General features: G+C 62.6%; 11 protein-coding genes. 6 read left to right on the top strand and 5 right to left on the bottom strand.

Annotation, left to right across the window (positions count from 1 at the left end):
- Positions 1 to 74: 74 nt before the first annotated feature.
- A complete protein-coding gene (gene bcsN / locus KHP60_RS05150) occupies positions 75 to 1,025 on the bottom strand; it encodes a cellulose biosynthesis protein BcsN (protein ID WP_213562495.1) in 951 nt (316 codons plus the stop codon).
- Between the two features lie 364 nt (positions 1,026 to 1,389).
- Between bcsN and KHP60_RS05145 the strand changes: the two genes are divergently transcribed.
- A complete protein-coding gene (locus tag KHP60_RS05145; protein ID WP_213562494.1) occupies positions 1,390 to 2,577 on the top strand; it encodes a multidrug effflux MFS transporter in 1,188 nt (395 codons plus the stop codon).
- Here the strand turns inward: KHP60_RS05145 and KHP60_RS05140 are convergent.
- Positions 2,568 to 3,464 carry a LysR family transcriptional regulator gene (locus tag KHP60_RS05140; RefSeq protein ID WP_213562493.1) on the bottom strand — a complete coding sequence of 299 codons (897 nt, stop codon included), beginning with the start codon at positions 3,462 to 3,464 and terminating at the stop codon, positions 2,568 to 2,570. The genes KHP60_RS05145 and KHP60_RS05140 overlap by 10 nt on opposite strands.
- 144 nt (positions 3,465 to 3,608) lie before the next feature.
- On the opposite strand from KHP60_RS05140, the gene KHP60_RS05135 reads away from it, so the two are divergent.
- From KHP60_RS05135 to KHP60_RS05125, 3 genes are read left to right on the top strand one after another with little or no spacing between them, the layout of a single operon-like run.
- A complete protein-coding gene (locus KHP60_RS05135; protein WP_213562492.1) occupies positions 3,609 to 4,808 on the top strand; it encodes an acyl-CoA dehydrogenase in 1,200 nt (399 codons plus the stop codon).
- A 17-nt stretch (positions 4,809 to 4,825) separates the two neighbouring features.
- Complete coding sequence (dapB, locus tag KHP60_RS05130) at positions 4,826 to 5,632, top strand: 4-hydroxy-tetrahydrodipicolinate reductase (protein WP_213562491.1); 807 nt, start codon at positions 4,826 to 4,828, stop codon at positions 5,630 to 5,632.
- 5 nt (positions 5,633 to 5,637) lie between these two features.
- On the top strand, positions 5,638 to 6,810 hold the full coding sequence (locus KHP60_RS05125) for a CaiB/BaiF CoA-transferase family protein (protein ID WP_213562490.1): 1,173 nt from the start codon (positions 5,638 to 5,640) through the stop codon (positions 6,808 to 6,810).
- A gap of 14 nt (positions 6,811 to 6,824) precedes the next feature.
- On the opposite strand, the gene KHP60_RS05120 is transcribed toward KHP60_RS05125, so the two are convergent.
- Positions 6,825 to 7,397, bottom strand: a complete 573-nt coding sequence (locus tag KHP60_RS05120) for a TetR/AcrR family transcriptional regulator (protein ID WP_213562489.1) — start codon at positions 7,395 to 7,397, stop codon at positions 6,825 to 6,827.
- Positions 7,398 to 7,561: 164 nt separating this feature from the next.
- Between KHP60_RS05120 and KHP60_RS05115 the strand changes: the two genes are divergently transcribed.
- Both KHP60_RS05115 and KHP60_RS05110 read left to right on the top strand, forming a co-directional pair.
- The gene (locus tag KHP60_RS05115; RefSeq protein WP_213562488.1) at positions 7,562 to 8,695 is read left to right on the top strand and encodes an efflux RND transporter periplasmic adaptor subunit; all 1,134 of its coding nucleotides are present in this window, start codon (positions 7,562 to 7,564) and stop codon (positions 8,693 to 8,695) included.
- A gap of 9 nt (positions 8,696 to 8,704) precedes the next feature.
- Positions 8,705 to 11,788, top strand: a complete 3,084-nt coding sequence (locus KHP60_RS05110; protein ID WP_213562487.1) for an efflux RND transporter permease subunit — start codon at positions 8,705 to 8,707, stop codon at positions 11,786 to 11,788.
- An 85-nt stretch (positions 11,789 to 11,873) separates the two neighbouring features.
- Here the strand turns inward: KHP60_RS05110 and KHP60_RS05105 are convergent, their stop codons facing one another.
- Complete coding sequence (locus tag KHP60_RS05105; protein WP_152714305.1) at positions 11,874 to 12,326, bottom strand: Fur family transcriptional regulator; 453 nt, start codon at positions 12,324 to 12,326, stop codon at positions 11,874 to 11,876.
- 202 nt (positions 12,327 to 12,528) lie between these two features.
- On the bottom strand, positions 12,529 to 12,936 hold the full coding sequence (locus tag KHP60_RS05100; protein ID WP_249688518.1) for a Fur family transcriptional regulator: 408 nt from the start codon (positions 12,934 to 12,936) through the stop codon (positions 12,529 to 12,531).
- Positions 12,937 to 12,941: the final 5 nt, after the last annotated feature.

The following is a 12,941-nucleotide window of genomic DNA, read 5'->3' as shown; positions in this document are numbered from 1 at the left end:
TTACTTAGGCCTAATGTCACAGTCGAAAGAAGTTCTTTTTTAAACGTAATAACATTATTTGTTCTGCCTTGGGATTATTGAGCGGGCGGCGGCGGCACGACCGGATAACCGCTTGGCGGTGCCGTTTCCGGTGGAGCGGCGGCAGGCGGTGCACCCGTATCCTTGTCGATGGCGCGCCTAGGCACCTGGGCGGGCGACGCGGCGCGGCGTGTCCCCTCGGAGAGGCTCTGCCGGCGGACAACCGTGGCATCTTCCCCGCCACCGAGGCCGAGCGGATACATGGGAGCATCCTTCTCCCCGAAATGGGCGGGCGGCGAGGGTGGCTCCCCGTAAGGGTTCCACGATTCCTGCCGGTAATAGGCCGCGATCGTATAGCCGTAGAAGACGCGCAGCAGCTGATCCACGCTGGCATCCGCATCGCAAAGGCGGAGGCGGACCGAAACGGCTCCACCCGGCACGAAGATGGCCGGCTCGCCCGGTTCGATCCGCTGCCAGGCGTAAAGGCATAGATCACCGGTGGAGGACCGCCCTGTGGCAAAGCCGAACGGGCCAAACTTGTTCTGCACGTAAACAAGCGAGGTCTGCATCTCGACGCCAGGAATCCGCTCTTCCATTTCGCTTTGAATTCTGTCCGGGGTCATGGAGGGCAGGGACAGGGTGTCCGGAATGTCCATGTTGCCGGCCGTATTGTTCAGCAAGCTCACGTAAAAGGCGTTCTGGCCGGAGGTACGGGAGGCCGTCGAGAGGGCGATCTCCTGCGACAGACCGTCCTGGTATTGCCGCTGCAGAACCGCGACCACGGAGGGTCCTCCGGGTGGGGGTACGACAATTGCCCGCGTGGCCGGAACTTCGGACATGAGGCTCGCATAACCCAGATCCGAGCGGCCCGCGCAGGCCGCTACCGTCGTCAGAACAGCAATGGCCGCAAGACAAGTCAGCGCCTTGTAATGGCTGGCCGGCTTCCGGGTGGCATCGGAGTGTGGCGCGGACCGCGAAACGCTGAAGCTCGTCTGATTCGGGGGCATCGAAGCGGTCATGAAGAACTTTGATAACTCTGGGGCCAGCCGGTCAGCCGCGCAGGGCTGCCCCGCATGAGGGACGGATCTTTTGCGGATCAGCCCATCCAACTGGATGGTTAATCAGCTATGACCATTCATGGTTAACGAAGAGTAAGCATTATTTCCAGACCGGACTGTAATCCAACAACAGATGAATGGCTGTCTTGAACCTGGGCGATGAAGGGCCTACAAGCAGCGCCCCATCCTCCGGTGCTCCTGGCCCGCTGTGATCGGGGCCTTTTTCCGCCCGCATTGCTTGACCTGCTCCTCCAGTGGGCAGGCCGTTTTCTCAATCTCGGCTCGTCAGCCGGGGCTACGAAAGCCGTTCTCCATGACGCCCGCCTTTTTGCGCAACGCGCTCGTTCTCGGCATGCTCTCTGCAGTCGGGCCCTTCGCCATCGACATGTATCTGCCGTCCTTCCCTGCCATCGCCCGGGAGTTTCAGGTCGATGTGAGTGCGGTGCAGATGAGCCTGATGAGCTTCTTTCTCGCGGTAGCGGTCTGCCAGATCGTCTATGGGCCGCTCTCGGATCGGTTCGGCCGCAAGCCGCCGCTCTATTTCGGGCTCGGCCTTTTCTCACTGGCCAGCATCGGCTGCAGCTTCGCCCCCAACGTGGAAACGCTGATCGCTTTCCGCTTCCTGCAGGGCGTCGGTTCCTGCGCGGCCATGGTCATTCCCCGGGCCGTCATCCGCGACCTGCATACCGGGCATGAAGCGGCCCGGCTGATGGCGACGACGATGCTGGTCTTCAGCGTTTCGCCTATCCTGGCGCCTCTGGCCGGCAGTATCCTGACGGCATTCTTCAGTTGGCGCGCCATCTTCTGGGCCATTGCCGTAATCGGCCTCGCGGGTCTTGCCGTCGTCCTCTTCCTCCTGCCGGAAACCCACAGGCCGGATGCGGACCGAAGAGGCGTTGGGCATGCCTTTGCCACCTATAAGAATCTTTTGAAGGATCGTCGTTTCCTGGGGCTCGCCTTCATCGGCGGTTTCAGCCAGGCGAGCTTCTTTGCTTATCTTGCCGGCTCATCCGTCATTTTCATCGAGCATTTCGGCCTGACACCGTCGGCTTACAGCATGGTCTTCGCTTCGAACGCCATCGCCTTCATAGGCAGTGCACAGTTCAACAGCTTCTTCATGCGTCGCTTCGGTGCCGAGCGGGTGGTGCGCACTGCGATTTCGGGCTTTGCCGCTTTGGTGATTCTGCTGTTCGTGGTGACGATTCTCGGCGTCGACAATGCCTTCGTTCTCTGGGGTCTGCTCTTCGTGTCGTTCGGCTGCCTCGGCTATGTCATTCCCTCGACGGCCGTGCTGGCGCTCGAGGAGCATGGCCCCGTAGCCGGGACCGCCTCGGCGCTCATGGGTACCTTGCAGCTCAGCACCGGTGCCGTGATCATCGTGCTGGTCAGCGCCTTCTACAACGGCACGCCGCTTTCAATGGTGAGCGCCATCGTGGTCTGCGGGCTGGTGGCGTTCACCTTGAGCTTCCGCACCATGAAGCCCAAACGGGTCTATCCCTGACGGATCTCGGCCAGGATCCAGTCACGGAAGGAACGCAGCAGCGGCGTCTCCGCCTTGTGCTCCGGGTAGACGAGGTAATAGGCGCCGCCGCTGACGAGGCTCTGAGGGAACAAAATCTCGAGCCGGCCCGAAGCGAGTTCGTCGGCGATCAGGAAATGGGGAATGAGCGCAGCCCCTAATCCCGCTGCCGCCGCCTGGGCCACCATGGCGAATTGTTCGAAGCGTGGACCCCGCAAGGGATTGCCGATCTTCACGCCGACGCTGGCGAACCATTCCGCCCAAGCCGTCGGGCGGGTGCTTTGCTGCAGCAGGGCGGCACGGGTCAGATCCTGCGGCGAGCGTAGGTTCTCCCGTTCCCGATAGGCAGGGCTGCAGACCGGTACGACCTCTTCGGTTCGCAAGAGCTCACAGACCGCGCCCGGCCAGTGCGGCTCGCCGAAATGGATGGCGGCATCGAAGGGGTCGGCGGCAAAGTCGAAGGGTACCAGGCGAACTCCGAAATTCACCGTCGCGCCGGGGTGCCGGGCGAAGAAGTCCGGAATGCGCGGAATAAGCCAGCGTGTGCCGAAGGTCGGCAGGGTGGCAAGGTTCAGGACGCCGCTGGTTCCGGAGAGGGCGATGGCCTGATGGGTGGCGTCGGAGAGTTCGGACAGGGTGCCGCGCACCTGGGAGGCATACATGCGTCCTACATCGGTGAGCACCACCCGCTGCCGGGAGCGGCTGAACAGCGAGACCCCGAGGGATTCCTCCAATTGCTGGATTTGCCTTGAGACGGCACTCTGGGTCAGGTTCAGTTCCTCGGCGGCTCGAGATACGCTGCCATGGCGGGCTGTGGCCTCAAAGGCTAGGAGATTGCCCACATTGGGCAGAAAGCCGCGGCGAAACACACGTTCATTCCGATTGAGAATAACCTGCTGCGAAGATGTCGATTTACATTTGCCCTGTCCAGCGCGATTTTGCCGCTCAAATTCAATGGGTTTGGCCGGCCTGACGCCGGCCCCGTCAGAGCTTGCATGGGAAGGACGATCATCATGGCCGGTGCTCAACAGGAACTCGCGAAGCTCAAATGGGAAGACCCGCTTCTCCTCGACGAACTTCTCACCGACGACGAGCGGATGATTCGCGACACGGCCCGCGCCTATGCTCAGGATAAGCTCCTGCCGCGCGTGATCGAGGCCTATCGGGAGGAGAAGACCGACCGCGCCATCTTCAACGAGATGGGCGAGCTCGGCCTCCTCGGCGTAACCTTGCCGGAGGAATACGGCTGTGCCGGTGCTTCCTACGTCGCCTACGGCCTCGTGGCGCGCGAGGTGGAGCGGGTCGATTCCGGCTATCGCTCGATGATGAGCGTGCAGTCCTCCCTCGTCATGTATCCGATCTATGCCTACGGCTCTGAGGAGCAGCGGCGGAAGTACCTGCCCAAGCTCGCCTCGGGCGAGTTCGTGGGGTGCTTCGGCCTCACCGAGCCGGATGCTGGCTCCGATCCGGCCGGCATGAAGACCCGCGCGGTGAAGACCGATGCCGGCTATCGCCTCACCGGCTCCAAGATGTGGATCTCCAACTCCCCCATCGCGGATGTCTTCGTGGTCTGGGCCAAGTCCGAGGCCCATGACAACCAGATCCGCGGCTTCGTGCTGGAGAAGGGGATGAAGGGCCTCTCCGCGCCGAAGATCGGGGGCAAGCTCTCCCTTCGTGCCTCGATCACCGGCGAGATCGTCATGGACGGCGTCGAGGTCGGTGAGGATGCGCTGCTTCCCAACGTGTCCGGCCTGAAAGGCCCCTTCGGCTGCCTCAACCGGGCGCGCTATGGCATCTCCTGGGGCTCCATGGGGGCTGCGGAGGATTGCTGGCACCGGGCGCGCCAATACACACTCGACCGCAAGCAGTTCGACCGGCCGCTCGCTGCGACCCAGCTCGTGCAGAAGAAGCTCGCCGACATGATGACCGAGATCACCCTGGGCCTTCATGCCAGCTTGCGCGTCGGGCGCCTCTTCGACGAGGGCCGCGTGGCGCCGGAGATGATCTCGCTGGTCAAGCGCAACAATTGCGGCAAGGCGCTCGATATCGCCCGGCAGGCCCGCGACATGCATGGCGGAAATGGTATCCAAGAGGAATATCATGTCATGCGCCATGCGCAGAACCTGGAAACCGTGAACACCTATGAGGGCACGCATGACGTGCACGCCCTCATTCTAGGCCGGGCGCAGACGGGCCTGCAGGCATTCTTCTGAGAGAAGGCTGGTAGCTCATGTCAGTTCGGATCACATTGGCGGGCGCGACAGGCTGGGTCGGCAGGGCCCTCGTGGCGGCGATTGCCGCTTCCGACGATCTTGTGCTCACGGGCGCTGTCAGCCGCAGCGCCGCGGGCCAGGATGCAGGCGAGGCTGCCGGACTTCCCCGCCTGGGTGTTCTGGTCAGCGCCACGCTGGAAGAAGCCTTGAAGGCACCGTCCCATGTGGTGATCGACTATACCAAGCCTGATGCCGTCAAGGCGCATGCTCTGACCGCGCTTGCACAGGGCCGGCATGTGGTCATCGGCACGTCCGGTCTTTCCGCCGACGATTATGCGGAGATCGACCGTCATGCGCTCCAAGCCGAGCGCGGCGTCCTCGCGGCCGGGAATTTTTCGATCACCGCGACGCTGCTGCGCCGGTTCGCCCTGGAGGCTGCACGTTACGTTCCGGATGTGGAGGTCATCGACTACGCTTCCGCCAAGAAGCCCGATACACCCTCCGGGACGGCCCGCGAACTGGCGGAACTCCTCAGCGAGGTGCGCCAGCCCGCAACGTCGAAGCCGGTGGCCGAGCTGACGGGCGTGCGGGAAACCCGCGGCGGCTCTCTCGGCGCGAGGGAGCCGGTTCAGGTTCATTCCCTGCGCATGCCGTCCTTCGTTCTCTCCTGCGAGGCCGTGTTCGGCGCGGACAACGAGCGGCTCGTGATCCGCCACGACGCGGGCTCCTCGGCCGCCCCCTATGTGGCCGGCACGCTGCTGGCCGCCCGTCGCGTCTTGTCCTTGATAGGATTGAGGCGCGGCCTCGATGCCGTGATGGATTGACCGGAATGAAACCGCTCGAAGGCCTCAAAGTCCTCGAACTCGCACGCATTCTCGCGGGCCCCTGGGTCGGCCAGCTTCTCGCCGATCTCGGCGCCGACGTGGTGAAGGTGGAGCGCCCAGGGGCCGGCGACGATACCCGCGGATGGGGTCCGCCCTTCATCGAAGGGGCGGAAGGCGACGATCTCTCGGCGGCTTACTTCCATTCCTGCAATCGCGGCAAGCGCTCCATCGCGGTCGACTTCGAAACGCCCGAAGGGCAGGACCTCGTCCGCAGGCTCGCCTCTCAGGCGGATGTGGTGATCGAGAACTTCAAGGTCGGCGGCCTGAAGAAATACGGGCTCGACTACGAGGGCCTGAAGCGGGGCAACCCACGCCTCGTCTATTGCTCGATCACGGGCTTCGGGCAGAACGGCCCCTATGCGGCCCGCGCCGGCTACGATTTCATGATCCAGGGTCTCGGCGGCATCATGGACCTGACCGGAGACCCGGAAGGAGAGCCGCAGAAGATCGGCGTGGCCTATGTGGACATCTTCACCGGCGTCTATTCCGTCGTCGGCATCCTGGCTGCCCTTCGTAAGCGCGATGCCACGGGGGAGGGCGCGCATCTCGACATGGCGCTCCTCGATGTGCAGACGAGCGTCCTGGCCAATCAGGCCATGAACTATCTGGCGTCCGGGAAATCCCCTCGGCGCATGGGCAATGCCCATCCCAACATCGTGCCCTACCAGGTTTTTCCCGTCGCGGACGGCCATGTGATCGTGGCGGTGGGCAATGACGGGCAGTTCGCCCGCTTCGTGTCCGTGCTGGGGAAGCCCGAGCTGGCGCAGGACGAGCGCTTCGGGACCAATGCCGGCCGCGTCGGCCACCGGACCGAACTCGTGCCCCTGCTCACGGAGCTGACGGTGAGATTCACCCGCGAGGATCTCCTGTCGGCCCTGGAAGGGCAGGGCGTTCCGGCCGGCCCCATCAACACGGTGGCCGATGTCTTCGCGGATCCGCAGGTCATCGCCCGGGGCATGAGGATTGATCTGCCGTCGCAGGCCGCCAAGGACGGAGCCATTCCGTCCGTCCGCTCGCCCATCGTGATGGATGGGCAGCCCATGGCTGCCGCCCGTCCTTCGCCGCGTCTCGGCGAGCATACGGACGAGGTTTTGAGCGATCCGTCCTGGATGGCCTGAAGCCGAAAAGTTCCCTATTCGGCGATGCCCTTGACCACGACCCGGTCGATGGCCCTCACGATCCGTTCGCGGTCCGCATCCGAGAACGGGCTGAGATTGTGCATCTCGAGATTGCTGAGACCCTCGGTCGCAAGCCAGCCCAGCAGGGCGGCATCGAGGTCGTCCGAATTGGCCTTCAACTGCTCCAGGGTGGTGCTGATCACCTGACGGACCGGGTCGAGGAGACCCGGGTTCTCGGCCGTCGCCGCCATCATGCCGGTGGCGAATTCCTGCATCTTGCCGCCGCAGCAGATATTGAGCAGGGTTTTCGTCACCACGCGGGCTTCCAGGTTCGGCCCGGGCTCGGCCTTTTCCCGCAGGGCCTCCTTCTCGGAGGTGACCTGATCAATCATGCGCTGGATCATGCCCTGCAACAGGGACTCTTTCGTGGGAAAGTTGTATAGAAGCCCACCTTTGCTGAGGCCGGCCTTCTCCGCGACGGCATCCAATGTGAGCCGTCCGGCGCCGATTTCGGCCACAAGCTCGGCGGCCGCGTCGAGGATCTTTTCGCGGGAACTTTTGCGGCCTCTGGTACAGGGAAACAACATCTACATCTCTTGTCTCGTGCGGCGACGCACTTGCAACTAAACCGTCCAGACGGTATATAAATTCTCTCTCACGGCCTTGGCGTCAAGGTAAAGTTACGCTATTGCCGCACCCACCATAGTCGTACAGAGCTCCGAAAATGAGCTCTAAATCTCGGAAAAAGCCTATGAAACGGCGCATCGTAGTTGCCCTTGTCTTCATTCTTGCAATCGGACTTTGCGGCGGGTTGGTCTGGTTCAACTTTTTCCGCGACAAGATGATCACCCAGTTCTTCGCCACCATGCAGCAGCCGCCGCAGACGGTCTCGGCCGCCAAGGTAGAGGCGAAGACATGGACGCCGAGCATCAGCGCCATCGGTACGGCCAAGGCCGCCAATGGCGTCGAGCTGGCCTTCGAGATCGCCGGCATCGTCAGCGAGATCAAGTTCAAGGCCAACCAGAACGTGAAGCAGGGTGAGGTCCTCGTTCAGCTGGACGATACGGTCGAGCGGGCGGACATTCAGGACGTTCAGGCGAATGTGAAGACGGCCGAGAGCAGCTTCGAGCGCGCCAAGACCCTGTCGACGCGTGGTTACGGCACCGAGGCCAATCTCGACCAGGCCAGCGCGCTGCTTGCCGCCGCACGTTCCCGCCTGGCCCGCCTGCAGGCGATGATCGAGCAGAAGGCCCTGAAGGCGCCCTTCTCGGGTGTGATCGGCATTCCGCGGATCGATGTCGGTCAGTATCTGCAGCCCGGAACCGTCATTGCGAGCTTCCAGGATCTGTCTTCGATGAAGGTCGATTTCACGGTTCCCGAGCAGCGGGCCGGCGAGATCAATCTCGGCCAGGAGGTTCGCATCGGCACCACCGAGGGCAATCTTCCGTTCAAGGGCCGCGTCACCGGCAAGGATCCGCGCGTCGATCCCAAGACCCGCCTCGTCTCGGTCCAGGCGCTCGTCGAAGACAACAAGGACGGAGCCGTTCTCCCGGGTCAGTTCCTCCACGTGGAGGTGATCCTGCCGGAGCAGCCCAATGTCATGACCGTGCCGCAGACCGCCGTCATCGCCAGCCTCTACGGCGATTACGTCTACACGATCGACCAGGAAGAGAAGCAGGGCCAGCAGGTCCAGGTGGTCAAGCAGGTCTTCGTCAAAACCGGCCGCCGCCGTGGCGGTGCTCTCGAGATCGTCTCCGGGGTCAATCCGGGCCAGCAGGTGGTCGCCTCCGGGCAGAACAAGCTGCAGTCCGGCGCGACCGTCAAAATCGACAACAGCATCGATGTGACGAAGTTCGAATCATCGAAGCTCGCGAGCGGACAATAGGCATCAGCCATGAGTTTCACTGAACTTTTCATCCGCCGCCCCGTCCTGTCGATGGTGGTGAGCCTCCTGATCCTGTTGCTCGGCGCGCAGGGACTGATGAACCTTCAGGTGCGTCAGTATCCCGAGGTCGAGGAAACCACGATCACGATCACGACCACCTATACGGGTGCGAGCGCCGACCTGATCCAGGGCTTCATCAGCACGCCCATCGCCAAGTCCGTGTCGAGCGCGGAAGGCGTGGATTACGTGACGACGCAGAGCCGTCTCGGCATCAGCACGGTGTCCGTGCGCATGCGCCTGAACACGGATCCGAATGCGGCGCTCACCGAAGTCACCGCGAAGGTGCAGCAGGTGCGCGCGCAGCTTCCCTCGGACGCCGAGGATCCGGTCATCATGAAGGGCACGGGCCAGAGCTTCGCCCTCATGTACATCACCTTCGGCAGCACGGAGATGAATCCGGAGCAGGTCTCCGAATTCCTGACCCGCGTCGTGCAGCCGCGCTTTGCGACGCTCGAGGGCGTCGGCAACGCCGAGATCCTCGGCGGGCGCGACTTCTCCATGCGCGTGTGGATCGACCCGGTACGGCTGGCTGCCCGCGGCGTGACGGCCGGCGACGTCGTCCAGGCGATCAATGCCAACAACTTCCTTGCGGCTCCCGGCAAGACGCAGAGCGAATACGTCGCCTACAGGCTCGACATGCAGACCACGCTGCAGACGCCTGAGACCTTCAGCATGCTGCCGATCCGGTCGGATGGCGACCAGGTCGTGCGCCTGCGCGACGTGGCCGACGTCGAGCTCGGGCCCGAGAGCACGGACACCATCGTCAGCTTCAACGGCAGCCAGGGCACCTTCATCGGCATCACGCCGACCCCGTCGGCCAATCCGCTGACCGTCGCCGAGGCGGTGACGGTCGCCATCGACTCGATCCGTCCGACCCTGCCCAAGGGCATGAATGTCGAGATCGTCTACGATGCGTCGAACTTCATCTCGGCCTCCATCGAGGAGGTGTTCAAGACTATCGGCGAAGCGGCGCTCATCGTCGTCGTGGTGATCCTGCTGTTCCTGGGATCGTTCCGCTCGGTGCTGATCCCCATCGTGACGATTCCGCTCTCGCTCATCGGCGTGTGCTTCTTCCTTTATGCGCTGGGCTATTCGATCAACCTTCTGACCCTGCTCGCCATGGTGCTCGCCATCGGTCTCGTGGTCGACGACGCCATCGTGGTGCTGGAGAACATCCACCGCCATATCGAGGAGGGCCTCAAGCCAGTCGAAGCTGCCGTCGTGGGCATGAAGGAAATCTTCGTTCCCATCGTGTCCATGACGATTACGCTGGCGGCGGTGTATGCGCCGATCGGCTTCACGCAGGGATTGACGGGTTCGCTGTTCCGTGAGTTCGCCTTCACGCTGGCAGGATCGGTGATCATTTCCGGCATCGTGGCCGTGACGCTCTCGCCGATGATGTCATCGAAGCTGCTGAAGTCTCATAGTGCGCAAGGGCGGTTCGCCGCTTTCGTCGACCGCACCTTCACGCGGCTCGAGAACTGGTATGCAAGGCGCCTGAAAGGCTCGCTGGATTACCGCGGCGTGACTCTGGTCATCGTCGCCGTCCTGCTCGGCACCACGGCCTTCCTGTTCACCAAGACTTCCTCCGAGCTTGCGCCGGAAGAGGATCAGGGTGCCTATCTCGGCCTCGTCAATGCGCCGAAATACGCAACCGCCGACTACACGCAGGCCTTTTCCAAGCAGTTCACGGGCGCAGCCGAAAAGATCCCCGAGATCGACGACAGCTTCCTGATCGTCGGCATCGACGGCGGCGGCGGCGGCTTCGTGGGCTTCAAGCTGAAGGAATGGAGCGAGCGCGAGAAGAAGGGCGAGCAGACCAAGCAGGAGATCCAGAACCTCCTGAACGAGAATGCCGGTGTGCAGGCCTTCGTCTTCGCGCCTCCGTCTCTGCCCGGCGGCGGTGACGGTCTGCCGATCCAGTATGTGCTGCGCACCATCGGCGACTCGTCTCAGGCCTACGAGGTCGGTGAACAGATTCGCCAGCGGGCGATGAAGTCCGGCAAGTTCATCGTGGTTCAGAACTCCATCTCCTACGAGACCCCGCGGGCTCGCATCACGGTGGACCGCGACCGCGCCGCCGCCCTCGGGGTGCCGGTCTCGGAAATCGGCAACACGCTCGGCGCTCTCGTCGGCGGTGCGCCGATCTCGAAGTTCGACCGCGACAACCGGAGCTATGACGTCGTCAGCCAGGTCCGGCAGGAGGATCGCCTGAATCCGGAGCGTCTCGGCGAGTACTATGTCCGGGCTTCCGACGGATCCATGGTTCCGCTTTCCGCTCTGGTGAGCATCAAGACGGATGCCGCGCCGGCCGTCATCGAGCAGTTCAACCAGCTCAACTCGACGACCTTGTCGGCGCTGCCGCTGCCCGGCGTCACCACGTCGGAAGGCCTGGCGACCTTGCGCTCCATTGCGCAGGAAATCATGCCTCAGGGCTTCTACGAGGATTATGCCGGCCAATCGCGCCTGGAGATCCAGGAAGGAAGCTCGATCTTCCTCGCCTTCGGCCTTGCGGTCATCGTGATCTATCTGGTGCTGGCGGCGCAGTTCGAGAGCTTCCGCGATCCGTTCATCATCATGATGTCGGTGCCGCTCTCCATGTTCGGCGCCATGATCTTCCTGAATCTCGGCCTGGCAACGCTGAACATCTACACGCAGGTCGGGCTGATCACCCTCGTGGGACTGATCACCAAGCACGGCATTCTGATGGTGGAGTTCGCCAACGAGCAGAAGGAGAAGCATGGCGTCAGCAAGCGTGAGGCCATCGAGGAGGCGGCCCGTGTGCGTCTTCGCCCGATCCTCATGACCACGGCCGCCATGGTGCTCGGCGTCGCGCCGCTGCTCTATGCGACCGGTGCAGGTGCTGCGGCTCGCTTCTCCATGGGTCTCGTGATCGCGTCGGGCATGTCGATCGGCACGGTCTTCACGCTATTCGTGGTGCCGATGTTCTACACCTTCATCTCGAAGGAGACGGTGCGGGCCAGCCGGGTGGAAGAGAAGCACCCTCATCGCCAGGCTTTGGCGGCGGAGTAAAGAAAAGGCCGGGCAATGCCCGGCCTTTTAAGTTCAAGTCACGATAGGCAGGGTCAGAAATCGACTCTGCCTTTTGCTTTCAAATTCACTGGGCGATCTCGCCCTCGACTTCCATGAACGGAGAGACTGACTTGAAGCCGGCCTGCTCGGCGGCCTTCTTCACAGCCTCTGCGACCTCGGTCGAGTGAACCTCGATGGTCTCGCCCGTCTTGGAATCGACGAACATGATCTTCATCGCGTTCACGTCCGGCTGGCCGTGGGAGATGACGTAGGAGTTCTGGGTCGCCAGACGATGGACGAGACCGGCGTCGCGCAGGAAGTCGAGAGCGCGATAGATCGTGACCGGGGCCAGACGCTTCTTCTCGCTGCTGAGACGGTCGACCAGATCGTATGCTCCGACCGGGCCGCCGCTCTGGACCAGCTCGCGATAGACGCGTTCGCGAATCGGCGTGAGTCTGAGATTGTTCTGGCGGCACAGATCGTCTGCACGACGGAGGAGGTTGTCCTCTTCTTCTTTCCTGAGGGCCTTGGTGCTCATGAGCCACACTCCTGTTATTACGGAACCTACATATTCATATAGGTAAAATGCGAATCTGACAATGTGCTATCGTTACTGACGACGCTTGCAGCTGTGCATATTCCGCAGAGGAGGTTGGCGTTTAGACACAGAAAAGTGGAAGTTCGTTCTGCATATGATATGTTTTAACGTATCATATAGCCCAATGTTCCTCGGCTCGAGCTTACTTGGCACAGGTCTCGCAGAGGCCGCGAATCTCGACCGTCACTTTCTTGATGCAGAAGGCATGATCGTCGCCCCAATGGGAAAGGCGCTCGCTGATGTGCGGGTCGGTGAATTCCTTGACGAGGCCGCAGCTCTCGCAGATGGCAAAGGCCGCCATGTCGTGTTCGTGGTGCGGGTGCTTGCAGGCCACATAGGCGTTGAGGCTCTCGAGCCGGTGCGCCAGGCCCTTCTCGATCAGCTTGTCCAGGGACCGGTAGACGGTCGGCGGCGTCACGGCACCCTTGGCCCGCATCTTGTCGAGGACCTCGTAGGCCGATAGCGGGTTCTGGGCGGAGCACAGAATCCGGTGAACGCGTTTCTGGGTGTCGTTCAGGTCTTCGAGGCCGTGGTGATGCGTGGAAGCCATCTGAA

Origin of the sequence: Microvirga sp. 3-52 (assembly GCF_018383585.1) — a bacterium.
In the GTDB taxonomy this organism is placed as follows: domain Bacteria; phylum Pseudomonadota; class Alphaproteobacteria; order Rhizobiales; family Beijerinckiaceae; genus Microvirga.
This window is presented reverse-complemented; position numbering and strand designations above follow the sequence as displayed.